At 68.7% G+C, this 24,789-nt stretch carries 14 protein-coding genes; 10 read left to right on the top strand and 4 right to left on the bottom strand.

The genetic code is table 11. From position 1 onward, the window contains the following. Nucleotides 1-43 precede the first annotated feature (43 nt). The 3 genes from HPO96_RS21040 to HPO96_RS21030 all read right to left on the bottom strand — a co-directional run bounded on the left by HPO96_RS21040 (nt 44) and on the right by HPO96_RS21030 (nt 9,641). A complete protein-coding gene (locus HPO96_RS21040; RefSeq protein WP_171675235.1) occupies nt 44-1,078 on the bottom strand; it encodes an MBL fold metallo-hydrolase in 1,035 nt (344 codons plus the stop codon). Nucleotides 1,079-1,180: 102 nt separating this feature from the next. After that, nucleotides 1,181-6,382: a fibronectin type III domain-containing protein gene (locus tag HPO96_RS21035; protein ID WP_171675234.1), complete on the bottom strand. Its 5,202-nt coding sequence runs from the start codon at nt 6,380-6,382 to the stop codon at nt 1,181-1,183. Between the two features lie 100 nt (nt 6,383-6,482). Next, the gene (locus HPO96_RS21030) at nt 6,483-9,641 is read right to left on the bottom strand and encodes a S8 family serine peptidase (protein WP_171675233.1); all 3,159 of its coding nucleotides are present in this window, start codon (nt 9,639-9,641) and stop codon (nt 6,483-6,485) included. Between the two features lie 106 nt (nt 9,642-9,747). On the opposite strand from HPO96_RS21030, the gene HPO96_RS21025 reads away from it, so the two are divergent. The 8 genes from HPO96_RS21025 (at nt 9,748) to HPO96_RS20990 (ending at nt 20,811) form a co-directional block, all read left to right on the top strand. Continuing rightward, nucleotides 9,748-10,170, top strand: a complete 423-nt coding sequence (locus HPO96_RS21025) for a DUF4345 domain-containing protein (protein ID WP_171675232.1) — start codon at nt 9,748-9,750, stop codon at nt 10,168-10,170. A gap of 115 nt (nt 10,171-10,285) precedes the next feature. Continuing rightward, nucleotides 10,286-11,971 (top strand): S8 family peptidase, encoded by a 1,686-nt coding sequence (locus tag HPO96_RS21020; protein WP_171675231.1) that lies wholly within the window; start codon nt 10,286-10,288, stop codon nt 11,969-11,971. 169 nt (nt 11,972-12,140) lie between these two features. Beyond that, the gene (locus HPO96_RS21015) at nt 12,141-13,142 is read left to right on the top strand and encodes a multicopper oxidase domain-containing protein (protein WP_171675230.1); all 1,002 of its coding nucleotides are present in this window, start codon (nt 12,141-12,143) and stop codon (nt 13,140-13,142) included. Between the two features lie 9 nt (nt 13,143-13,151). Next, entirely contained in the window at nt 13,152-17,114 is a 3,963-nt protein-coding gene (locus tag HPO96_RS21010; RefSeq protein WP_171675229.1) for a ThuA domain-containing protein, read from the top strand. Between the two features lie 9 nt (nt 17,115-17,123). Beyond that, on the top strand, nt 17,124-18,686 hold the full coding sequence (locus HPO96_RS21005; protein ID WP_171675228.1) for an OmpL47-type beta-barrel domain-containing protein: 1,563 nt from the start codon (nt 17,124-17,126) through the stop codon (nt 18,684-18,686). Between the two features lie 77 nt (nt 18,687-18,763). Further along, nucleotides 18,764-19,213 (top strand): hypothetical protein, encoded by a 450-nt coding sequence (locus tag HPO96_RS21000; RefSeq protein ID WP_171675227.1) that lies wholly within the window; start codon nt 18,764-18,766, stop codon nt 19,211-19,213. Nucleotides 19,214-19,295: 82 nt separating this feature from the next. Next, nucleotides 19,296-20,036 (top strand): SDR family oxidoreductase, encoded by a 741-nt coding sequence (locus HPO96_RS20995; protein WP_171675226.1) that lies wholly within the window; start codon nt 19,296-19,298, stop codon nt 20,034-20,036. Between the two features lie 34 nt (nt 20,037-20,070). Beyond that, nucleotides 20,071-20,811 carry an SDR family oxidoreductase gene (locus HPO96_RS20990; protein ID WP_171675225.1) on the top strand — a complete coding sequence of 247 codons (741 nt, stop codon included), beginning with the start codon at nt 20,071-20,073 and terminating at the stop codon, nt 20,809-20,811. A gap of 40 nt (nt 20,812-20,851) precedes the next feature. Here the strand turns inward: HPO96_RS20990 and HPO96_RS20985 are convergent, their stop codons facing one another. Further along, nucleotides 20,852-21,676, bottom strand: a complete 825-nt coding sequence (locus HPO96_RS20985) for a winged helix-turn-helix domain-containing protein (RefSeq protein WP_171675224.1) — start codon at nt 21,674-21,676, stop codon at nt 20,852-20,854. A 406-nt stretch (nt 21,677-22,082) separates the two neighbouring features. Between HPO96_RS20985 and HPO96_RS20980 the strand changes: the two genes are divergently transcribed. Then, entirely contained in the window at nt 22,083-22,499 is a 417-nt protein-coding gene (locus tag HPO96_RS20980; protein ID WP_171675223.1) for a hypothetical protein, read from the top strand. Nucleotides 22,500-22,662: 163 nt separating this feature from the next. After that, nucleotides 22,663-24,780: a hypothetical protein gene (locus tag HPO96_RS20975; protein ID WP_171675222.1), complete on the top strand. Its 2,118-nt coding sequence runs from the start codon at nt 22,663-22,665 to the stop codon at nt 24,778-24,780. Nucleotides 24,781-24,789: the final 9 nt, after the last annotated feature.

The following is a 24,789-nucleotide window of genomic DNA, read 5'->3' as shown; positions in this document are numbered from 1 at the left end:
GATTTCCCTAGGATCGCCAGACCCACCCTGCCGACGCAGCGGCTCACAGGTCCCGCGGGGCGTCGACGACGTGCGAGAGGGCGACGGTGATGATGTTCTCCCGGGTGAAGACGTCGACCGCGCCGAGCCGGGAGAGCCACTTGCGCTGGATGATCGGCTCGACCTTGTCGGCGACGGCCTCCAGCCAGAGCCGGAAGCCGGCCCAGTTGTTACCGGCTTCGACCATGCCGAAGAAGCCGCCCATCGGCGTCGCCGCGATCGCCTCGGTGGTGTGGTTCCACAGGTCGTGGACGAACTCGCGGGAGACCCGGATGTCCTCTCGGGTGCCGAGCCGGTGCACATGGCCGCCGATGAAGGTGTCGATATCGAGTTTGGCCAGCTCGTCGTGCGCGCGCAGGACGCCGGGCACGCTGTCGGCCGTACCCCAGGCCCGGAACGGCGCCCAGCCCGGCATCACGACGTCGATCATCACCGCGGTGCGCTGGCGGGGCGCGTGGATGATGATGTTGCCGGCCTCGTGGTTGACGCCGGGGTAGCTGAGCTCGAGCCGCTGGTCGCCGACCGTCAGCGTGTACCGGTCGGTGAAGGTCTGGGTCGGTAGCGGCCGCTGCGGGTCGCGCTCGCCCTTGATCAGCCGCGCGGTCTCGGCGTGCGCGATGCGCGTGACGCGGCCGAAGGCGCCGGCGTTCGCAATGTGGTCGGCGTGGTGGTGGCTGTAGATCAGGTGGGTGACCGGCCGGCTGGTCACCTTCTTGATCGCGGCCGGCAGCGCGTCGGCCAGCGATGGCGGCGCGTCGATCACGATCACGCCCTTGCTGCTGACGACGAACGCCGCCTGCGTTCCGCCCGCCGTCACGGCGTACATCTCCGGCCCGACCTTGTCGAGCCGGTACCCCTCCGGCCCGACCGGCAGCGGTTTGGCTCCCACCGGCAGCGGCGCGAACTTCGTCGGCGTCGCCGGCTCAGCCGCGTTCGCGGCCTGCCCCGCCAGCGCGACACCGGCCCCGGCGACCGCAGCCGCCGACCCCCACTTCAGCAACCCCCGGCGCGACGGCGTCCGTCCCTCGATCGTTCCCATCACACAACCTTCTCTCCGATGAATGAGAAGTTGAACGCTCAACTTCTGATCTGGAGAGTAGCGGGTCGTTCGAGTTTTAACAACTGATGGGCAGGGGGACTTTCAGATCCGGCGGATCAGGGTCTGGGTTCCGAAGGCGCCGCCGCTGCCGGGGACGCCGAGGAACTGGGTGTAGACCGCGAGGGTGCCGTCGTCGCTGGTGTCGGCCATCACCACCGATTCGCTCGGGGCGAGCAAGCTGGTCGAGGCGCCGGCGCGGTTGAAGATGTAACCGGGGTGGGGGCCGGTCCCGCTGCCGATCCCGACGGTGTAGAGGACCTTCGTCCCGTTCCGGTTGAGGTTCATCGGCGTCACCAGCTGGTCCGCGGCGTAGTTGGCCCGAACGGCCTGCGGGGTGATCCTGCTCGCGCCGATGGGAACGACCGCCAGGCCTTCGTTGCTGCCCGCGGCGTTGGTGTACGACGCCGTGAGGTAGCTGCCGTCGTCGGAGAGCTTTGGGGTCTGGGCCTGCTCACGCTCGACCGGCTGTGCCAGCAGATCGGTGACGGTGCCGGCGGCCCAGCGCAGGACCCGGCAGTTGCGGTTCGGACCGGCGCACGTCTCCCAGGCCAGCGTGTTGCCGGAGCCGTCCATGTCGAAGTACGGGGTCTCATGGTCATCGGCGCAGCTGATGAAGCACCCCGCGATCTCGGTTGCCGCTCCGCCCGACCCCGGCAGGGCGCGGTAGATGTTGGCATCGGGGGCCCGGCTGGGCTTGATCGGCGGCCGGGTGGCGAAGGCGAGCACCGTGCCGTCGTCGTTGAGCTTCAGGGTCTCCAGGATCTCGCCGGACGGGAGCGGATAGCGCCCGATGATGCGCCCGGAGGGCAGGTCCCGGACGACGACGTCACCGGTCCAGTGCGGGTTCCGCCATTCCTGATAGGCGATCCGGTCGCCGGTGCGGCTGGCGCCGATCGCGACGCCTTCATGCCCGGGGAACCCCATCGATCCCGGGTCGATTGCCTGCGGGGTGACGCCGTCGGCAGTCCGGGAGACCAGCTCGATCCGGCCGGTGCCCAGGCTGCGGCGGACCAGGTACGGGTAGGCGACGCCGTTGCGGGCTTCGAGTGGCACGACATTCGAGTTGCCGCCAGCAACGAAATAGACGTACTGGCCGTCCCCGGTGATCTTGAACGTCATGTCCCAGGCCTGCGTGTTGGGCACGCCGAACTCGGTGGTGTTGAGGTTCTGCGCGGTGCCGGTGATCGTCATCCCGAGACTGGCCGGGACGACTTCGGCGCTGAGCGGGCTGAGCGGGCCCGTGCCCAGGCTGGTGACGGCGGCGACCTGCACCCGGTACGTCCGGCCCACGGTGACGCCGAGCAGCCGCGCGGTCCGGGCCGGGGCCTCGACCCAGGTCGTGGCGGTCGCGGGAACGGTCGTGATCGCGTACCTGAGGATCGGCGAGCCGCCGTTGGCGGGCGCCCGCCAGGAGACGTTCAGCGAGCCGGCGCCGGGTTCGGCGTACGGGGCGGCCGGCGCTGCCGGGGGACCGCTGCCGACCAGGATGCCGACCTCGAAGTTCATCTCCTCGCCGGCCGGGCTTTCGTCGATATGCGCCCGGACCACGGCGGCGCCGGGGTCGGGGGAGACGTAGGTGCCGTCGGCGGCGACCGATCCCGGCCCGCGGACGACGGACCATTCGACCTGCGGCGGCGTCGTGGGCACACCCCCGACGATCACGGTCGGCGTCAGCTTCAGTGGTGTGTTGGCGGCGATCTCGGCCTTCGCCGGCTCGACCTTCAGCCCGGCGAACGGGCCGCCCGCATGGGCGATCGTCACCTTGGCCTCGAAGAGCGAGTCGTCCTCCCAGCCGAACTCCTGGCCGAAGATCTTCTTCATGTCGTCGCTGATGCCCAGATAGGCGCCGAGCTGGACGCCGAGATCGAGTGTCCACCAAGGATTCTGACTGAGATCGACCTCGAGTTCGGTGAACGGGCTGGCCAGGATGCCCGGGCCGCCGACGTCCCACAGGTACACGTAGAAGCCGATCATCGGCGCCGCCAGCCGCGCGGTCGCGGCCGCGTAGAACTGGATGTCGCCCGCGTTGACGTCGTACGTCCGGTTGATCACCTCCGGCGTGACCTTGGTGCCCTCGGTCGTGATCTTTGCGCCGATCTCGCGGCCGTAGCTGTACCGCAGCTGGACGCCGACGTTGCCCTCGACGTCGAGCCGGATCATCACCTTCAGCTCGGTGGTCAGCACGATCGGCACCGGCCCGGCCATCACGACCACCCGCGGCCCCCGGATCCGCTGCACCTCCCATTCCTTCGACAGCAGTTTCGCGACGAAGCCGGCCCGCCAGCGGACGTCGGCATGCGCGTCGACCGTGTAACCCCACTCGGTCTTCGTCGGCGTCCCGAAGTCGATCTTGGTGATCAGGTTCGGCTTGATACTCACCGAGCCCTCGACCGCGCCGGCGAAGCCGTTCTCCGCGCCCACCTCGGCGAAGAACGTGAACGTGTACTGACCGTCCATCAAGGTGACCTCGCCACCCTGGATCTTGTTCGCCTGCTCGCGCCGGGGCGCGCCCTGCTGCCGGGTCTTACCGTCGATGAGCGGCTGGGAACGCTTGGCGCCCGGCGCGCTCTGCACCTCGGTCGTGGAGTCGTTCGTCAGCACCTGGTCCGAGGTGATCCCACCTGCGGTCAGCAGACCGCTGAGCGGCATCTGCTCGGTCGACAACACGACCGCGGGCCCTTGGGTGGCCCGATTGGTGACGCGGCGCATGATGCCCAACGGCAGCTTCGCATCGGGGAGCGAGGCGATGACGTCGCCGACTTTGAAGGCAGCGACCTGAGCTGACGGTCGGGCGAAGATCAAGGTGCCGTCGGTGCGGTAGTCGGTCAGACCGGCCAGCGACTCTGCCGACAACAAGTTCGGCGTGACGCTCGTGGCCGTGACCGATGCGCGCGTCGGCTCGGAGACTTCGGCCGTACCGGTGCCGGCCGCGTTGGACGCCGTCGTCCGCACGGTGTAGCTCGTCGCGGCATCGAGCCCGGTGATGGTCGCCGTCCGCGCCGTCGCGCCGACTGTCGCGCTCCGGCCGCCGGGCTCGGCGGTGACGGTGTACCCGGTGACTACGCTCGTCCCAGGGTCGGTCGGCGGCTGCCAGGTGACGACCAGGCTGCCGCTGGCGATACTCGAAACACTCACATTCAGCGGGCGGCCAGGCACCCGGGTGACGACCGGGACCAGACTGCCGCGCGTCGCCGGCTCACTCGCACCAGCCTTGTTCACGGCCACCACGCTGGCGCTGTACGACGTCCCGTTGGTCAGGTTCCCGAACGCCGCGACCGTCGTGTCGGCCTCGATGACCTGCTCCTGCCCGCCCGGCGTCAGCGTCACTCGGTACGACGTGATCGGCGACCCGCCATCGGCCGGCGGCGCCCACTGGACGTCGATCCGATTCGGCCCCGGGACGACGCTGTCGAGCACCGGCGCCATCGGAACCTCCGCGGGGCGCGTGGTGACCGGCTTCGACAAGGGCGACGCCGTACCGGTGCCGTGCGCGTTCGTCGCCGCGATCGTGAACCGGTACGTCGATCCGTTCGTCAGCCCGGTGACCGTGGCCGTCGTCGCGTCCGCGGGAGCTTGAACAGTCCGGCCGCCCGGCTGCACGGTGATCGTGTAGCCGGTGATCGCGCCTGCGGTCTCCGGAGGCGGTGACCAGTCCACCTGGACCGCCGAGTCCCGCCCGGCAACGCCGGTAATCATCGGAGCGCCCGGCGGACCGGCCTTGGCCGGAGTGACAGCGGCGCTCGGCTGCGACGGCGCCGACGTACCGGTCGCGGTCCGGGCGGTCACCTCGAAGGTGTAGGCGGTGCCGTTGTCGAGGTTCGGGATCGACGCCGTGGTCGTGGTCGACGAGATCTCCGCACCGCCCGGGCTGACCTGCACCGTGTAGCCGCTGATCGGGAGATCGCCGGCGTCCGTGGGGGCCGTCCAGGAGACCGTGGCTGAGCGGTCGCCGGCCTGCGCGGTCACGTTCGTGGGTGCTTGCGGTTTCCCTGGCGTGACCGCGTAGCCCTGGGCTTCGACGTACAGGCGGGCGCCCGCGTTTGTGCGGTTGGCGATGGTGATGTCGCCGGCGGCGCTCGGCCGGACCCAGACCTGGTTGAACTGGTGTGGGCTCGGGGCGAAGATCACATCGGTAGCAGGCGGCGCGGATGCGCCCGCGCTGTAGACCCGGAAGTCGCCGGAGGTGGCCGACCCGGAGGCGATCAGGTTGATCGCGACCGCCGCGACATTGCTCGTCGGGATGCCGCCCGCGCCGGTCACCCGCAGGTTCACGGTGGCGCCGGCCGCGATCTGTGTGCTGCCCGTGTCGAGGATCCGGCGGGGCGACAAGGCGACGACGCGGCTCGAGGCGACGGTCGCGTTCGAGGCGCTGGTGAAGTAGCCGGTGACATCGACCGTGAAGTGCGACGTACCGGTCGAGTTGTTGGTCAGCGACAAACGGCCGTCGGCGGCGAGCTTGACGATCGAGCTGTTGGTCTTCGGGCGGGTCTGCAGATGCAAGCCGTGGTTGACGGTGGGGCGGGTGGCGCCCGCCGGGTACAGCGTCCAGCCGCCGGCGGCCGTCGGGACCAGAGCCGTGACGTTGACCGCGACCGCCGAGATCGACGAGGCAGCCGGCAGACCGGCGAGCCCGGCCACCTGGAACGTGATGGTTTTGTCCGCGCCCACCGGCGTAGTGCCCGGGACGCCGACCTTGGAGCGCGTGTCGACTACCCGGGACTGTCGCAGCGGAACGAATCGCGAGCCCGCCGTCGTCGCCTCCGCGCTGGTGAAGTAGCCCGTGACATCGACGCGAATCCGCAGTGTTCCGGAGCTCTTGTTGGCGAAACTCGCCTGCCCCGACGCGTTCAGCCGGATCACCGCCGACCCGGACATGTAGTTCATGTTCGCGGCGAACAGCAACCCCGACACAGCCGGCTGCGCCTCCCCGGCCGGCCACGCGGGCAGCGATCCACCCGCAGTCGGGCTGAGCACCTGCACCGTCGCGGCGATCGCGCTGACCCCGGTCGCCGGAATCCCACCCTTCCCGGTGAAGGTGACGGTCTTCGTCTCCTGCGCCTGCACCAGCGTCGATCCGGAGTCATAGATCCGCTGAGTGGTCGCCAGCGGGACGTACAACCCCGCCCCGGTGCCCGGCGCGGCCTCCGCCCGACCGATCGACGTCACCGCCAAGCCGGTAACCAACACGGCCAGCACCACAAAACACCCCAGCAAACGCCGCACTGGGTCGATTGACTTACGCATCGGGGAAGACCTCCAGTACGGGCGGACGAACCGGCGGACGTCGATTGTGGTAACCACAATCGACACCCCCCTGCCCGTACTCCGCCCGTACCGGCGCGACCTACCCGGTCAGCTTGTAGGCATGGATGACGGTCTGTTCGGATCTATTGCCTGCGGCATCTAGTGCGGTGGCTCGAAGGGATACGTAGCCGTTGCCGTGGGGGTGGTCGAGAAGGGCTTTGTCGCCTTGGAGTTTTGCGGGTCGCCAGGTGGCGCCGTCGTCGTAGGAGGCTTCGACCGCGGTGAGCTTGCCGGCGGACAGTTGGACCGGGACGGCGTACCGGGTGCCGCTGGGCGCCTGGTTGCGGTGGTCGAGGTTGGGGGCGAACCGGATGAACAGCAGGGGTAGTGGGGTGGGTTCGGCGGTGGTGCTGGAGCGGAACGTCCAGGCGGCTGATTGCCGGGTCGAGAACGGCGTGATGCTGCGGGAGCTCTCGACCTCCAGGCGGTAGGTAGCCGAGCCTGCTGGTACGTCGGCGGTCAACTCCCCGGGGTAGTCGAACGCGGCAATCTCGACACCGTCGCGGAGCAGGCGCGTACGGCCGGAGTCGACCAGCGAGTCGCCGGTGTGGTCGAGATCCTGATCGGAGTACATCCAGAGCTGAACGTCGATTGCGTCGCCGGTACGCCGACTGCCCCGATCGGTGTCGTCGGCCGGCATGAACGGCCCGACGTTCCAGCGGGCAGGCGGCGCGACGCCCTTGGTGGCAAAGAACCTGGGCGTGCTCTTGCCCTGGCTCATCAGCAGTTGGCCGTCGGCGCTGCGCCGGGTCAGGGTGCCCGGCTCGAACTCGTACCCCGGTGAGTAGCGTTCGACGATCTTTCCCGGCGTGCTGACCGTGGTGACCAGGTCCTTCGTGACCAACTCGCCGGGCGCCTGAGCCGCGATGACCGTCGTCTGCTCGGCCAGGTCGCGATCCCGGAACCGGCGGTCCAGAGTGCGCGGCACACGGCCGTCCTGGTGCCACTTCAGGTGGTACTGGTACGGACTGCCTGACCAGCCACCGTGGCCGTCCAGCTTGGCCAGCAGGGCTTGGGCGCTGAAGAAGTACGCGCCCGGCGCCGACGTCTGCGACGGCCGAACTCGGGTTTCGTTGGCCATCGGGAAGGCTTCGGTGCCGCCGGTCGAGCCGCCGACGGACGCCTTCCCGCCGTACGGCGTATCCCGCCAGCTGTCGAAGCCCAGCGCGGCCTGATCGGCCTCGGGGCGATCGCTGCGCAGGACGAGCGGCACGGTATCGCGCGCATCGAGAGTCAGCATGGTGTCCGTCGCGATCGCGAAATTCGGCTCGAAGAAGTGCTCCGAGCCGAACGCGAACGGCTGCTCGCTGATCATCCGCTCCTGGAAGCCCTCCCAGTAATAGGTTCCCTTCGGCAGCCGCAGGACGAACTGCTCCGCGGATCCGTCCCGGACGACGAATCCGGGCCGATCCACATTGGCGATCATGAAGTGGCTCAGCGGCGCCGGCTGCCCGTCGTGACCGATGGCCCGGACGGTCACGTCGTAGCTCTCGGGTTCGCGGTAGAGCGCCACAGCGGTGCGCACCCGGGTGGTTCCGGCGGTCGCCACGACGCCGCCCTGGTAGGTCCCGTCCGGACCGCTGACCGCGGGGTTCGCAACTACGTCGACCGCGGCCGAGCCGTGTGCCGGCACGGTCACCGTCGTTGCCGACAGTACGAACATCCCTGCGGGGACGGCGGCACCTTGCGGGCCTTTGAGGTCGCTGGTGCTGAGCGTGAGCGTGACCGGCTGGTCGCCGTCGTTGCGGTAGTTGACGGTCCGCCGTACGGGCTTGTCGTCGTCATGCGGCCAGCGGGCCTCGCCGAAGTCGATGCTGCCGGCATCCGCTCGGACCTGCTGGGTCGCCGCGCGTCCGACGTCCGCTCGGCCGGCGCCTTGCTGGTAAACCGTGAGCGCCGGGTTCGGTTCGGCACTGCCCATCAGGGCGGCCTTCAGTTCCGCGGGCGTCCACTCCGGGTGCTGGCCGGCCAGGATCGCTGCAGCACCGGCGACGTGTGGCGCGGCCATCGACGTACCGTCCATGGCCAGGTAGGACGCGTCGACCGGCGTACCGATCACTGCGTTCTTGGCCCGGGCGGCCACGATCCCGACGCCGGGCGCGGTGAGGTCGGGCTTGATCGCGGCGTCACCGGCGCGCGGTCCACGGGACGAGAATTCGGCCAACCGATCCTCGTGGTCGACCGCCCCGACCGCCAGCGCGGCGTCGGCCGCGGCCGGACTGCTCACGGTCTGGCTGCCGGGACCGTTGTTGCCGGCCGCGGCCACGAACAACGTGCCGGTCTCCGCGGTGAGCCGGTCGACGGCCAGGTCGAGCGGGCTCTTCCCATCGGTCGGGAACTTCGAACCCAGGCTGAGGTTCACCACCTCCGCGCCCTGCGCGGCGGCCCACTCCATCCCGGCCAGTACGGCGGACTCCGAGCCGTCGCCGTCGTCGTCCAGCACCTTGCCGTTCAGCAGTTTCGCGCCCGGCGCGACGCCTTTGTACTTCCCGCCCGACGCTGCCCCACTGCCCGCGATCGTCGAAGCGACATGTGTCCCGTGCCCCGACCGATCGTCCGTACCGGACCCGCTCTCGGTGAAATCCTGCGCCTGGACGACGGCGTCGGTCAGATCGGGATGCGAGGTGTCGATCCCGGAGTCCAGTACGGCGACCTTCGTCCCCGACCCGGTCTGCCCGGCCCGCCAAGCCGTCGGCGCGCCGATCTGCGGCACACTGCGATCGAGCGTGGCCGTGACCTTGCCGTCCAGCCAGACCTTCGTCATACCGGTCGTCGCTTTCGCCTTGTGCTGCAAGCTCTTCCAGAACTCGCCCACCCGATCCTTGGGCTCCCGCCGAACCCCGGCCGCGGCCCGCGCCGTCCCCTCGACGATCAACGGGATATCACCCCGCGCCCGATCCCCGTACCCGAGCGCGGCAAGCTTCGTGACATTGAACAGCCGCCGATCCACCTTGCCCGCCCCGGTCAGCCGCAGCGCGTCGTACGGCACCACAAACGTGTCTCCACCGACCCGGCTGACCTGAAACCGCATCCCGCCCCGCCCCGGCCCCGCCGTCGCCACCGGAACTCCCGAGGCGCGCATCACCACCGTGTCCCCAGTAACCAACGTGATCGTCTCCGTCGGCCCACCCGCCGCAACGGCCGGCCCAGCGAAACTCCCACTGGCAACCACCGCCAGCGCCACAACAACTCGCCCCACGAACAAAGCCCTACCTCCGCATCGACGTAACTACCCTTCCGATGCGTAACCCCGCCCCGATGTCACACCAGACATCGACGGCCTGGGGCTGATCTAGGCTCGGGGCATGGCGGAGACCAAGTCACGTAAGGCGTTGCTGGCGACACTGGGTGTGTTGGGTGCGGTTCCGGTGGCCAGTGGGTTGAGTGGGATTCTCGGGGGGCCGAAGGCGGCGCCGGGTGGCGGGCCGACGACGGCGAGTGTCGACAGCGAGTACCGGTTCGTGAACACGTTCTGGGCGATGGCCGGGCTGGTGTTGTGGTGGTCGATTCGGCGGCCGGAGGAGCGGGCGACGGTGACTCGGGTGGTGCTGGGGACGGCTGCTGTGGGCGGGGTGCCGCGGCTGATCTCGGCGCGCCGGACCGGTAAGCCGCATCCGGTGTTCCGGGCGGCGACGGTGCTGGAGCTGGTGATCGTTCCGATCGTGATCGGGTGGCATGCCGCCGTCGTCCGGCGGAACGGCGGTACGGCTGATCAGGCAAGCGATTGATTGGGAATTTGGCCCGAAACTGCCTAGACCTCTGACAACGTCGTCGTCTTCTCGGGTGCTGGACTTCGACCTAGCGTGAGCCTCGTCCATGTGTGTTCAGGGGAGGGGTTCACTGATGAGAGATGTCCGAAGAGGTCTACTGGCGGCGGCCGGGGCGTTCGTCCTGGTCGCCGGCGTGGTCGTGGCGCCGGTGGGCGCCGGGGCGGGTGTTGCTGGGGGCAACACCGAGTATCTGGTCCTGCTCGAGGAGGGCGCGGACCGGAGCCAGGCCGTTGCGGCGATCAAGCAGGCCGGCGGTGAAGTGGTCAAGGAGAACGCGAATCTGGGCACGGTGACCGTGCGGGCGGCGGCGTCCGGGTTCGTGACCCGGGTGTCGGCGTCGAGTGTGATCGAGGGAGCGGCCCGGAGCCGGCCGGTCGGCGTCGCGCCGCAGCAGAAACCGCTCACCATCGAGCACGAGAACGGCCGGACCGGTCGCGGCCCGGCGGCCAAGCGGCCGGTCGGGATGGACCCGCTGGACGGTCAGCTGTGGGGTCTGCGGATGGTGCGCTCGGATCTGGCGCGCACGGTCCAGCCGGGCAAGAAGGCGGTCAAGGTCGGCGTCCTCGACTCCGGGATCGACGCCCGCAACCCGGATATCGCGCCGAACTTCGACTGGAACCTGTCCCGCAACTTCGCACCGGATATTCCCGAGATCGACGGCGTCTGTGAGTTCAGTGGCTGTGTCGACCCGGTCGGCTGGGACGACAGCGGGCACGGCACCCACGTGGCCGGCACGATCGGCGCCGCGGCCAACGGCGTCGGCGTCTCCGGCGTCGCCCCGAACGTGACGCTGGTCGAGATCCGCGGCGGTCAGGACAGCGGGTACCTGTTCCTCGGCCCGGTCACCGACGCGCTGACGTACGCCGGCGACGTCCGGCTCGACGTCGTCAACATGTCCTTCTACGTCGACCCGTGGCTCTACAACTGCACCGCCAACCCGGCCGACAGCCCCGAGTCGCAGGCCGAGCAGCGGACCATCATCCGGGCGATGAAACGCGCCCTGAACTACGCCCACAACCGGGGCGTCACGCTGGTCGGCTCTCTCGGCAACAACCACGAGGACCTCGGCAAGCCGCGCACCGACCTGTCCAGCCCCGACTTCCCGGCCGGCCAGGAATACCCGCGCCCGATCGACAACGCGACCTGCCTCGACCTCCCGGTCGAAGGCCCGCACGTGATCGGCGTCTCGGCTCTCGGCCCGACGACCACCAAGGCCGACTACTCCAACTACGGCACCGAACAGATCGAGGTCTCCGCCCCCGGCGGCTGGTTCCGCGACTACTTCGGCACCCCGCAACACCGCACCAACGGCAACCTGATCCTGTCGACGTACCCCGTCAACAAGCTCCAGGTGAACGGCCACGTCGACGCCGCCGGTGAGCTGACCGCCGCCGGGATCGCCGCCGGCGCCCAGAAGCAGTGCCCGCCCGGAGTCACCGACTACACCCGCTGCGGCTACTACTTCGTCCTCCAAGGCACCTCGATGGCCTCCCCGCACGCCTCCGGCGTCGCCGCCCTCATCGTCAGCGAGTACGGCAAGAAGACCCGCGGCGACTTCGGCCTCGACCCCGACAAGGTGGGCCGCATCCTGATGGACACCGCCCAGCCCCGCTCCTGCCCCAACCCGCCGCTGCTGACCTACACCAACGAAGGCCGCCCCGACGAGTTCAACGCCCTCTGTGAAGGCACTCGCAACTTCAACGGCTTCTACGGCCACGGCATCGTCGACGCCTGGGCCGCCGTAACCCGCCGCCACTGAACCCCAACCACCCACCGCAAGGCGCCGAGAACCTCTCGGCGCCTTGCCAGTTTCTGACAACGTGCGACAGAAAGATGCGGCAAGGTCTTAACATTTTCGGGCTGGCTACGTAGGGTGCGGGCTGAACTACACCTGGAGACACGCGTTCCCGCCCGAACGGAGTCCCTTGATGGTCGAGCATGCCCGAAATTCGCGGTTGTCGCGGCGATCGGTGTTGGTGACACCGGCTGCGGTGGCCGGGGGAGCGGTGCTGAGCGGTTCGGCGTCTGCCCCGGAGAAAGCTGGCGTGGTACGCCAGATCACCTTGTACGCCGAGCCGTTGCCCGGAGATCTGTACGGGTACGGGTTGGCGCCGGGGGAGGCGACGATCCCCGGGCCGTTGCTGGAGATCTACGAGGGGGACACCCTCGAGATCGAGTTGGTGAACAACACCGACAAGCGGTTGTCGATCCACGCGCACGGCGTCGACTACGACGTGAACTCGGACGGGAGCCCGCTGAACGACTCGTTCAACGAGCCCGGCGAGACCCGAACGTACACCTGGCGGTCCCGGAAGCAGGTTGACATCGGTGGCAACCGCTTCCTGCCCGGGACCGCCGGCTACTGGCACTACCACGATCATGCGCTCGGGAACGACCACGGCACGATCGGGATCCAGAAGGGCCTGTACGGCGGTCTGATCGTCCGCCGCCGCGGTGACCTGATCCCGGATCGGCAGTTCACGGTCGTGTTCAACGAGATGCTGATCAACAACAAGAAGGCGCCGAACACGCCGATGTTCGAGGCCCGGCAGGGGGAGCGGGTCGAGTTCGTCTGCATCGGGCACGGCAACCTGCCGCACACGTTCCACCTGCACGCGCACCGCTGGGCCGACACGCGGACCGGCATGCTCACCGGCGCCAACGACCCGAGCCCGGTGATCGACAACAAGAACCTCGACCCGGGCAGCTCGTTCGGGTTCCAGGTGCTGGCCGGCGAAGGCGTCGGTCCGGGGGCGTGGATGTACCACTGCCACGTGCAGATGCACTCCGATCAGGGGATGGTCGGCCTGTTCCTGGTCCGCAACCCCGACGGGAGTATGCCGCCCGGCGCGCAGGCGGCGATCGACCGCTTCCGCCAGCACCACCATGTGGCCGCACCGCAGGCCGATCACTCCAATCATCACGGCTGAGGGGGAACGATGAGGCTCAACCGTCGGCGGCGTAGCGCTGCCCTTTTGACCATTGCGGCACTGACGTTCGGCACCCAAGTGGCGCAACCGGGCAGTACGCCGCCGGTCGCACAAGCCGCCCCGGTCGCCGCGACCGCTGCCGACGATGTCGCGGTCAAGGTCCTGGTGTTCCGCGGCGAACCCGACGACCAGCTGGATCCGGTCGAACGGGCGACCGACGCGATCGCCGGCATCGGGCAGGCCAACGGGATGACCGTCCACGTCAGCTCGGACCCGGCCGTGTTCACCCCGGCGAAGCTGGCGACGTACCGCGCGGTCGTGTTCCTCTCCGCGGAGGGCATCACGCTCAGCCGCGAGCAGGAGACCGCGCTGCAGAACTACATCAAGGCCGGTAACGGCTACCTCGGGATCGCCGACGCGTCGAAGTTCCAGCCGGACTCCGAGTGGTTCACCGGCCTGGTCGGCGCGCGTCCGGTCGGCGCTCAGCTGCCCCCGCCGCGGCCGGTGGCCACGGTTACGGCGAGCGCGGAGAACCCGCCGAACGAGACCAAGGAGAAGCTCACCGACGCGAACCCGAACACCAAGTGGCTGGCCTTCGCGCCGACCGGCTGGGTCGCGATGAAGCTGGCCGAGCCGGCCGCGGTGACCAGGTACTCGCTGACCTCGGCGAACGACTTCGTCGGCCGCGACCCGAAGAACTGGACCCTGCAGGGCTCGAACGACGGCGAAGCCTGGACCGATGTCGACAGCCGCAGCAACGAGGTCTTCGGCGATCGGCTCCAGCGCCGGGTGTTCACGATCGCGAACCCGGCGACGTACGCGCACTACCGGCTGAACATCACCGCGAACGGCGGTGAGCCGCTGATCCAGCTCGCCGACCTGCTCTACTACACCGGCGACTCGACGCCTCCGCCGGAGCCGACCCCGCAACGCGCGGTGGTCAACATCCTCGATCGCCAGCACCCGGCCAACGCCGGCCTGCCGCTGACGCTCACCCGGACCGACAAGTGGCGCAACTGGGCGATCAACCCGATCGGCACCGTGCACACCGTCGCCCAGGTCGAGGAGCGGCACTACAACCCCGGCCCGGGCGCCAACGGCCCGTTCCACCCGATCTCGTGGTGCCGTGACTACAGCGGCGGCCGGTCCTTCTACACCGGCATGGGCGGTACCGACGGCAGCTACGGCGAGTCCGCGTTCCGCAAGCACATCCTCGGCGCGCTGAAGTGGACGACGGGAATGGTCCGGGCCGACTGTCAGGCGACGATCGCCGCGAACTACACGGTCGAACGGCTCACCCTGCCCAACCAGGCCGGCCAGCTCGACCAGATCGGCGAGCCGCACGGGATGACGATCGCGCCGACCGGCAAGGTCTTCTATGTCGGTAAGGCGGCCTGCCCGACCGGCCCGGTGGTCTCCTGGGACAACCCGAACGTCGGCCTCGGCTGCGGCACCATCCACCAGTGGGACCCGGTCGCCAAGAAGGCGAAGCTGCTGGCCACGCTGCCGGTGATGGGCAACCGCGGCTCCGGCGACGAGCTGGTCAAGAACGAAGAGGGCCTGCTCGGCATTGTGCTGGACCCGAAGTTCGCCGACAACGGCTGGTTCTACGTCTACTGGATGCCGCACGACACCGTCGACCGCGTCCGGCACACCGGCAAGCGGACGATCTCCCGGCTGACCTACAACGCGACCAGCCAGACCATCGACCTGTCCACCCGCAAGGACCTGCTGCAGTGGGAGGTCCAGCAACACAGCTGCTGCCACGCCGGCGGCGGGATGGCGTTCGACTCCAAGGGCAACCTGTACGTCGGTTCCGGCGACAGCAACTCGTCCGGCGGATCGGGCGGCTACTCCGGGAACAACTGGACCCAGGAGTTCGGCGGGCTGTCGTTCCAGGACGCCCGGCGGACGTCGGGTAACACCAACGACCTGAACGGCAAGATCCTCCGGATCCACCCGGAGGCCGATGGCACCTACACGATCCCGGCCGGCAACCTGTTCGCGCCGGGGACGGCGAAGACGCTGCCCGAGATCTACGTGATGGGCGTGCGGAACATCTCCCGGCTCGCGATCGACCCCGAAACCGACTGGCTGACGGCCGCCTGGGTCGGGCCGGACGCCGGTACGCCGAGCCCGGAGCTGGGGCCCGCGAAGTACGAGACCGCGACGATCATCACCGAGGCCGGTAACCACGGCTGGCCCTTCTGCATGGGCAACCGGCAGCCGTACCGGAACCGCAGCAACACGGACGCGTCCGTGCTGACCGGCTGGTACGACTGCGACAACCCGCTGAACACCTCGCCGCGGAACACCGGTCTGGTCGAGCTGCCGCCGGTCAAGGACAACATGATCTGGTACTCGCCGGGTGGCGGCGGCCCGGTGTTCCCGAAACGGCCGGGCAGCTCGATCCCGACGTACAACGACGCGGATGCGACGTACACGCAGCAGTACTTCCGCGGCGGTAGCGGGCAGGCCGTGATGTCCGGGCCGACGTACCACTACGACCGGGTGAACACCAAGAGCGGTGTGGCCTGGCCGAAGTACTGGGACGACAAGTGGTTCATCGGCGACAACTCGACGCCGACCCGCCGGGTCGCGATCACGGTCGACCCGGCCGGCGTCCCGACGGCGCAGCCGCCGGCGTTCGGTGAGACCTTCCAGCACATCGTTGCTGGCGGCAACGGTGCCAACCAGGTGCAGAGCTGGATGGACGCCCGGTTCGGTCCGGACGGCGCGCTCTACGTCCTCGACTACGGCGGTGGGTTCTTCACCCTGCACCCGAACCAGAAGCTGGTGAAGATCAGCTACAAGGGCGGTGCGCCGACGCCGCTGCCGAAGGCGACCGGGATCGCCGTCCAGAACAAGCCGCTGACGTACGCGTTCAACGGCGCCAAGGCCGGTGGGGTGTCGTACGCCTGGACGTTCGGCGACGGCGCGACGTCGACCGAGGCCAACCCGCGGCACACGTACGCCGCACCTGGCCTGCAGACCGCCAAGGTCACGATCACCTACGCCGACGGGACCACCGCGGTAGCATCGGTCGCGATCAACGCCGGTTGTGTGATGGCGGATCAGGGCGCTCAAGTGACGATCGGGGACACCTCGACGACAGTGCCGAACCGCAACGCGGGCGGCGGCTGCAAGGCGGATGATCTGATCGACGACGAGAGCACCTGGGCCACCCACGCCCTGTTCGTCACCCACGTTCAGCAGGCCACCCGGCAGCTGCGGCAGCGCGGGATCATCACCGTCGCCGAGCGGGACAGTTTGATCGCGGTCGCCCGCGCGTCGAATATCGGCAAGCCGGGGGTGACCGGGTACGAGCCGCTGTTCGACGGCACGGCCGAGTCGTTCTACGACTGGGCGCAAGCGCCGTCAGGTGAGTTCGCGATCCAGCCGGACGGGACGTTGAAACCGTCCGGTGGGCTCGGCATGCTCTGGTTCGCGAAGAAGCCGTACGGCGACTTCTCGCTGAAGCTCCAGTTCCGCGACGTCGCGCCGGACGCCGTCCGGGCCAACAGCGGCGTGTTCGTCCGGTTCCCGGATCCGCGGACGCCGCTCGATCAGCGGCCGCTCGGCAGCTGTGGAACGGTCGGCTCGGCCCGGACCTCGCAGGCCTGGGTCGCGATCTACTGCGGTCACGAGATCCAGCTGTACGACGGTGAGACGGGCGAGCCGCAGAAGACCGGTTCGATCTACAACTTCGACCCGAACCCGTTGACCGCGGCCCGGCCGACCCCGAAGGGGGATTGGAACGAGTACGAGGTCAAGGTCGTCGGGCAGCGCTACACGATCATCCGCAACGGCGTGGTGATCAACGAGTTCGACAACGCGCCGGGGCTGCAGTCGTCGCGCGCGGGTGATCCGCCGAGCGACCTGCGGCAGTACCTCGAGGGCTACATCGGGCTGCAGAACCACGGCAACAGCGACCTGATGGAGTTCCGAAACATCCGGCTGCGGACCCTCTAGGAGGCTGCGATGCGACGACTCATAGCTGGGCTCACCGCCGTACTGCTGTTACTGGCGCCGCAGTCCGCGCTGGCTTCGGCGCCGTTGGAGCCTGCCGCCGTCCAGGTGCTGAACTGGACGGCGGGGAACAGCGTCACCGCCTACACCACGGCACCGACCCAAGCGGTCGCCGGCGTGACCACGATCGTCTTCGAGAACAGCGAGGCGACCGGCAACACCACCGACATGTCGCACACGCTGACGTTCGACCTTTCGACACCGGGGTACAACCACGACGTCGATCTGAACATCTTGGCGTACCCGGATGACGGGAGCGACGGCCGGCACGAGGTCGAGGTGACGCTCACGCCGGGCAAGTACCGGTACTTCTGCGCGATCCCGGGGCACAGCACGATGGTCGGTGAGTTCATCGTCACCGAGGACGGCGACGACACCACCCCGCCGACCGTCACCGCTGCCGTCACCGGAACGCAGAACTCGGACGGCCACTACCTCGGCCAGGCCACCGTCGCCGTGACCGCAACGGATGCGCAATCGGGTGTGGCCTCGGTCGAGTACGAGCTGGACGACACCGGCTTCAAGCCGTACACGGCGCCGGTCGTCGTCAGCGCGCTCGGCGATCACACCGTGCAGTACCGGGCCACCGACAACGACGGGAATGTGGCGCCGACCAAGTCGGTGGGCTTCCGGGTGGTCGAGCCGCCCGAGGACACCACTCCACCCACAGTGACCGCCGCCGTCACTGGCCAGCAGGATGCCAACGGCAACTACATCAACACGGCCCGGGTCGCCGTCACCGCCACTGATGCGGGCTCCGGCGTCAAGTCCGTCGAGTACCAGCTCGACGGCGGCGCCTGGACGCCGTACACGACCCCGGTGAACGTCAACACGCCCGGCATGCACATGCTGCACTACCGCGCCACTGACAACGCCAACAACCTCTCACCCGAGGGTATGGCGCACTTCACCGTAGTCGCCCAGGACACCACTCCGCCCACCGTCACCGCAGCCGTCTCCGGCACCCAAGATGCCAACGGCAACTACGTCGGCAAAGCCTCGGTAGCGCTGACCGCAACCGACGCCGGCTCCGGCGTCAAGACCGTCGAATACCAACTCGACGGCGGCGCCTGGACGCCGTACACCACCCCCGTCGAGGTCGCCACCAACGGCGCCCACGCGGTCACCTACCGAGCCACCGACAACGCCAACAACACCTCCACCCCCGGCACCGCCACCTTCACCGTCGTCCCCGCCGGCAACGACACCACGCCGCCAACCCTCACCGGCTGGCTCACCGGCAACCAGAACGCCCGCTGGGAGTTCATCGACCGAGCAACCCTCACCGCCACCGCCACCGACACCGGCGGCATCCGCTCCATCGAATACACCCTCGACAACGGCCCCTGGACCCCCTACACCGCCCCCGTCCCCTTCACCACCCCCGGCACCCACACCCTCAAACTCCGAGCCACCGACAACGCCGGCAACGTAGCCCCCACCCTCACCGGCACCTTCACCATCACCAAAACCCCCACCAAACGCCCCACCCCCGGAACCCAACCCCTGCACTAACAGCCCGCTGGTTCCAGGTCACTCAGAACTTGATTGACCTGGAACTCGGGTGTGCCGGCTTGTGGAACGATGCCGGCATGGACCAGGAGAGCAGACGCGCGGCCGTCATCGCGTTGGTGCGGCTTGCAGCCAGCGACGACTACCTGGATCGGATTGACGCAGGTCGAGCGCTGGCGACGTTCACCGACCTGCCCGAATCGCGGGCAACACTGCTCCGCCTGCTCCTCGATCGGCACGACACGGCCGTGACACTCGAGACTGCCGAGGCGATGCTCCGGCGGCTCGACCTGGCGGCGTTCTCCGTTGTCGCCGAGGCATTGACGTCCGCGGACTTCGAGCAGCTCACCTACATCCACGAAGCCGTCAGGCGTGTCTTCACGCCGTTCGCCTCCGAGCGCGACGAGGCGATCGGGCTGTGCGACGCGCTCCTCCTCGACGGGAACACGGCAGTAGGCCCAGGCGCCGTACAGCTGCGCGAGCTGCTGGCTGAGATCAGCCCTCTGCTCTTCCCGCGGCCGCCGGTCTGACCTGCCGGCTGTCACAACGGGGGTGGGTGATTGGTCAGTGCTGCAGGTGGCGCTGGGTGGCGCCTGGAGTGGGAGGTTGGTTGTGCGGGTTGTGGTGGTTGGTGGGACTTGGGGAGTTGGGCTGGGGGTTGCGCAGCGGATCAGGGCGGCGGGGCACGAGGCGGTTTCGGCGTCGCCGAACAATGGGGCGAATCCGCTCACGGGGGAGGGGCTGGAGCGGGTGCTGGCGGGGGCCTCGGTGGTGGTGGATCTGACGAACAACCCTTCGGTGGAGGACAACGACGTCGCGGAGCTGGTGCGGGCCTCGACGGACAACCTGCTGCGGGCTGAGCGGGCGGCAGGTGTCGGGCATCATGTCGGCTGGTCGGTGCTCGGTATCGAGCGGTCGCCGCAGGTGCCTTATTTCCAAGCCAAATTGGTCCAGGACGCGCTGATCAAGGGCTCGGGGATCCCGTACTCGTTCGTCTACTCCACGCAGATGTTCGAGTTCCTGCAGTCGGCCGAGAACACCTTCGATGTCGGCAGCGAGCTGCGGGTTCCGCCGATCGACTTCCAGCCGGTCGCCGCGCAGGAGGTGGTCGGCCAACTCGCCGCGACCGCCCTCGGCGAGCCGCTGAACGGCGGCGTCCAGATCGCGGGCCCGGAGCGGTACCGGATGGACGAGTTCTTCCGCGAGGTGCTCGCCGGGCGCGGCGATCCGCGGCCGGTCGTGGTCGACCCGAACTCCCGGTGCTACGGCGGGGTGACCGCGAAGGACGCGCTGGTTCCGACGGACGCCGCCGTACTCGGCACGATCCGGTTCGCCGACTGGGCGAAGAAGTAGTCGGCGACTACGCCGCGAGACAGGAGGAATGGTTATGAAGATTGTCGTGCTCGGCGGTGGCTGGCTGCTCGGCTCCATGGTCCTACGACGCCTGACGGACGCCGGACATCAGGCCGTCGGGGCATCGTCCAACACCGGGGTGAATCCACTGACCGGTGAAGGTCTGGATCGGGTGTTGGAGGGCGCGTCCGTGGTGGTCGACCTGACCAACTCGCCGTCGTTCGAGGACACCCCGCAGGTGGAGCTGTTCCGAACCGCGATCACCAACACGTTGCGCGCCGAGCAGGCGGCCGGCGTCAGCCACCACGTCGCCTTCGCGGTCGTCGGCACCGAGCGCTCACCGCAGGTCCCCCACTTCCGTGCCAAACTTGCCGAGACGGAGCTGATCAAGTCCTCAGGCATCCCGTACTCCCTCGTCCACGCCACCCAGATGTACGAACTCCTCACCCCGGTGGCTGCCTCCTTCGACCTGGACGGCGTCCTCCGGGTCCAACCCGTCGACTTCCAGCCGGTCGCCGCCGACGAGGTCGCCGACCACCTCGCCGAAGTCGCCCTCGGCCACCCCCTGAACGACCGCGTCGACATCGCAGGCCCGGATCGGAGCCGCATGGACGAGTTCTTCCGCACGGCCCTCGCCCTCCGCGGCGACCCACGCGAGGTCGTCGCTGATCCCAACGCCCGCTGCTACGGCACCGTCCTCACCCAAGACGCCCTGGTACCAGCCGGCCCCGCCGTCCTCGGCAAGATCCGCTACGCCAACTGGTCGAACAACTGAAGCTGTTCCGACAACCACCGGCTTGTCCCGGCGGCGGTCGTCAGGACAGGAGGTCGATGAGGGCGTCGCCGCGGGGGGTGCGCCAGACGCGGACCTGGCGGCCGGCTTGGGTGCGGGCGACGAGGCCGGCGTTGACGAGTTGTTTGCAGTGGTAGGTCGCTGTGCTCGGGTCCAGACGGAGCCGATCGGCCAGTACGCCCATGGTGAACGGGTGGGTGAGCACTTGGAGGAGGCGTGCCTTGATCGGGCCTAGAAGTAGCTTCAGTGAGCTGTGTGACGGCGGTGTGGCGTCGCTGTCGTGAAGGTGCTCGACGCCGGGCGCGGGGTAGGCGAACCAGACGAGGTCCGGTTCGTCGAGGCTGAACACCGACATCGAGCTGCCGGACACCTCGGGGACGAGGACGAGCCGTCGGGGGCCCAGCCGGACCTGGTAGGGGTTGGCGTCGGGAAAGTGCAGCGCCCGATCAGCGACGTCGCTCGGCGGATTGACGGACGCCAGCAGCGCGTCGAAGGCGCCGCTCACCACCGCGACGCCGACCCGCTCGGTCTCCCGGATCCGGACGGCTTTCGTTTCCCGCCAGGCGGGTGCGAGTGCCTGCCACGCCACTGCCATCGCGGTCGCGAAGGCCGCCAGCCAACGACGCGGATCGTGCAGCGCCCGTTGCCAGTACTCCGGCAGCGGCTCGTCGTCTCGATACAACCGGAGGACGTCGTGCACCAGATGATCCGGCGAGGTGGCGGCCAGGCTGTCGAGCTGCGTTCGTACGGAGTGGTTCGTACCTGGGCTGCAGACGCAGTTGGGTAATCGCAGCCACGGCCGATCGACGACACCTCTCAACGTCTGCGCGGCGTCCGCCGGAATCATACGTCGGACCCGGTCGACCAACCTGTTCGGGCTGCGACGCCCGGACCTGCCCAGCGCGGCGCACACGAGCGATACGAGGGTCGGCGCCGGCGACACGTCGATGGCGACCCGCAGGTCCTCGAAGGCTCCCAACTGTAGTTCGGTGTACCCGGATTCCAACTCCCCAGCAGCGTTTCCGTGGACACGCACCGGTCTTCCCCCGATCGCGGATGGCGGTGGATCACCTGCTAGGCAAACAGCGCGTACTTTCAGTCCGCTTTCAGCCGACCGGCCGCCCGAAATCGCTGACAGAAATCTCGAAACGTGTGGTCGAGGCAACTATCGGCGGCCGAAGCTGAAGCGCAGATGGCCGCCGGGCCGGCAACATCTCCGGCCGGCGGCGCCGGCAACGACGAAAGGGAATTCGATGCGTACACGATTCTTCGGGCTGAAGAGCGTCGCAGTCATGGCACTGGCCGCGGGCGCGATGGTGAGCGCCGTCCCGGCAGCCAACGCGGCGCCGGTGGACGACGCCGCCCCGGCAGCCAGCTTCTGGCTGTGCAACCTGCGGGTCTGGGACACGGAGGACGTCACCGGCCCGGACGAGGTCTACCTCAAGCGCCCCGGCGTCTTCTGGGGCCCCAAGACCATGAACAACGGCGATCTCCGGGCCGTGAACGTCTCAGTGCCCAGCGGCACCGTCATCTCGGCCTGGGACCAGGACACCGGCTCCGCGGTCGACAAGGACGACTGGATCGGTAGCAACACCATCACCCGCACCGGCATCTACACCTTCCAGGCCGACGACGCCAAGTACGACCTCTCGGTCCGCACCTCCTGCTGATCCACCACCCGCCTGACCCCAACCGACCGAGCCCCCGGCCACCGGCGAACAACCTTCGCCGGTGGCCGCGGTATCGAGTGGACGATCGTTTTGACCAGGTTGATATGGCTGGTTCGCCCGCCGGCGCGGTGCTCTACTGCGGTCTATGCGTATAGATCCGAGGGTGACCGGCGGGTTCGAGCTCGACCGCCGAGGACTGCTGAAGCTTGCTGCCGCGGCGGGTGTACTGCCGTTCGTGCCTGCGCTCGCCACACCTGCACAAGCTGCTGCTGCGGCCGGCTGTACTGCGATGCCGCTGGTGTCCGGGCCGGAGCTTCCGATCGTGGCGTTCTGGCCGCCGTCGATGCAGCCGAGGTTCAACACCTTGGCCCGGTTCCAGGAGATGAAGGACGCCGGGTTCACCGCGACGCTCGTCGGGGAGACGGACGATGACGACATGGCGTACGTCCACAGCACGCTGTCGTTCACCGATCAGACCGGGCTGAAGGCGCTGGTGGTCAATCGGGGCCCTCGGGCGCTGGAGACGTACCAGGAGTACTCCCGGCATCCGTCGGTGGTCGGCTACCGCTTGTACGACGAACCGGGTCAGGACGCATTTCAGCAGGTCGCCAACGATTCTGCCCCGCTGCGCGCCGCGGCGCCGGGCCTGCTGCCGTACGTCAATCTCTTGCCGGATATGGGCGGCGCACCGTGGATGCCGAGCGGCTGGCGCGCCTATCTCCAGGACTTCGTCCGGATCTTCCGCCCACCGCTGCTGTCGTACGACCGCTACCCGTTGTTCCTCGACCGCGACCACCCCGCCTACTTCGCCGAGTGGCAGGAGATGCGCGCGGCCGGCCTGGGCGCCGGGCTGCCGACCTGGATCCACATCCTCTCGGTCAAGCACTTCCACTATCGGATGCCGACGGCCGCGGAGCTTGCCTGGCAGGTGAACGTCAGTCTGGCCTACGGCTGCAAGGGCATCCAGTACTTCTGCTACTGGTCGCCCGGCCAACGCCCGGACGGCCTGTACGAGCAAGCGTTGTTCGACTACGACGGCAACCGGACCCACCTGTACGACGCCGCGAAGACGCTGCACGCCAACTGGCTAGCTCCGGCCGGCGCAGAGCTCAAGCCGCTGGTGTCGGAGTCCGTGACCCACGCGAACGGCTCCCGCCCGTCCGGAACGATTCCCTTCGGCCCGGACAAGTACCTGACCGGTACCTCCGGTAGCCCGGTCATCCTCAGCCGCTTCCGCAGCAAAGACCGCAAGCCACTGACCCGCTGGCTGCTGGTGGCCAACCCAAGCCATTCCGCCGCCACCCAGGCGACCCTCAACGTCGACACCACAAGGGTTACCGCCGTCTCCCGGTTCGACCCAGCGACCAGGACCTACCAGAGCCAGCCGAGCCCGGCGTCCATCACCGTGGCCCTCGCCCCCGGCGCGGCCGCGCTCTACCGGCTCGACGCCCCCGGCGCTGCGCTCGACCCCCAGGTGCAACTCGTTCTGGTCGCGGGCGGTACGACGTACCACGCGATCCAGCAAGCCGACGGAAGCTGGAACGGCCCGAACCTACTCGGCGATCCGGCCCGCCTGGTGGCGGCGTCCGAGTTCAACGGCGCGCTGAACCTGATGGAGATCGACGGCGACGTGATCCACCACCAGCTCCGATCCGTCGACGGCAGCTGGGCCGGCCGCAACCTGTACGGCGGACTCGGCGCCGTCTCGTCGATCACCTCGGCGGTGGTCGTCGGCTGCCTGCAGGTCGCCTTCGCCGCAGGCGGCGTCGTCTACCACACCATGGGCTTCCCCGACGGCCGCTGGGACGGCCCGAACCGAATCGGCAACAACGCGCGCCTGGTAGCCGCCGCCGAACGCAACAGCAGCTTCGAAATGCTTCAGGTCGACGGCTCACACATCTACCACCGCGTCCGCCTCCCCGACGGCAACTGGACCCCACGAAACCTCTTCGCCACCCTGGACGGCATCACGTCGCTAGCCGTTGCCACCGTCAACGAAGACCTGATGGTCGTGATCGCCGCAGCCGGCCAGCTCTACTACGCGATCGGCCGGTCCAACGGCACCTGGCAGTTCCCGACTCCCACCAACGACCCAGCCGACCAAGTCGCCGCATCCGCCGTCAACGGCGAACTCCTGATCACCGCAATCACCGCCGGCCAGCCCTACACCCGCCGCCGCCGATCCGACGGCACCCTCACCCCCCGCAGCAATCTACCGACAACTCTCACCGACATCACCGCCCTGACCACCACCGGCCGCTCCCCAGAACTCTGCCCCTGAGCCGTGTGA

Source organism: Kribbella sandramycini (assembly GCF_013131805.1).
GTDB lineage: Bacteria > Actinomycetota > Actinomycetes > Propionibacteriales > Kribbellaceae > Kribbella > Kribbella sandramycini.
The sequence above is the reverse complement of the archived record's forward strand: the minus strand, read 5'-3'. Positions and strand labels throughout refer to the sequence as shown.

Bases quoted from the DNA above. Each gene is read 5' to 3' on its own strand.
- HPO96_RS21040 (WP_171675235.1), bottom strand. From the start codon at position 1,078: ATGGGAACGATCGAGGGACGGACGCCGTCGCGCCGGGGGTTGCTGAAG.
- HPO96_RS21035 (WP_171675234.1), bottom strand. From the start codon at position 6,382: ATGCGTAAGTCAATCGACCCAGTGCGGCGTTTGCTGGGGTGTTTTGTG.
- HPO96_RS21025 (WP_171675232.1), top strand. From the start codon at position 9,748: ATGGCGGAGACCAAGTCACGTAAGGCGTTGCTGGCGACACTGGGTGTG.
- HPO96_RS21020 (WP_171675231.1), top strand. From the start codon at position 10,286: ATGAGAGATGTCCGAAGAGGTCTACTGGCGGCGGCCGGGGCGTTCGTC.
- HPO96_RS21015 (WP_171675230.1), top strand. From the start codon at position 12,141: ATGGTCGAGCATGCCCGAAATTCGCGGTTGTCGCGGCGATCGGTGTTG.
- HPO96_RS21010 (WP_171675229.1), top strand. From the start codon at position 13,152: ATGAGGCTCAACCGTCGGCGGCGTAGCGCTGCCCTTTTGACCATTGCG.
- HPO96_RS21005 (WP_171675228.1), top strand. From the start codon at position 17,124: ATGCGACGACTCATAGCTGGGCTCACCGCCGTACTGCTGTTACTGGCG.
- HPO96_RS21000 (WP_171675227.1), top strand. From the start codon at position 18,764: ATGGACCAGGAGAGCAGACGCGCGGCCGTCATCGCGTTGGTGCGGCTT.
- HPO96_RS20990 (WP_171675225.1), top strand. From the start codon at position 20,071: ATGAAGATTGTCGTGCTCGGCGGTGGCTGGCTGCTCGGCTCCATGGTC.
- HPO96_RS20985 (WP_171675224.1), bottom strand. From the start codon at position 21,676: ATGATTCCGGCGGACGCCGCGCAGACGTTGAGAGGTGTCGTCGATCGG.
- HPO96_RS20980 (WP_171675223.1), top strand. From the start codon at position 22,083: ATGCGTACACGATTCTTCGGGCTGAAGAGCGTCGCAGTCATGGCACTG.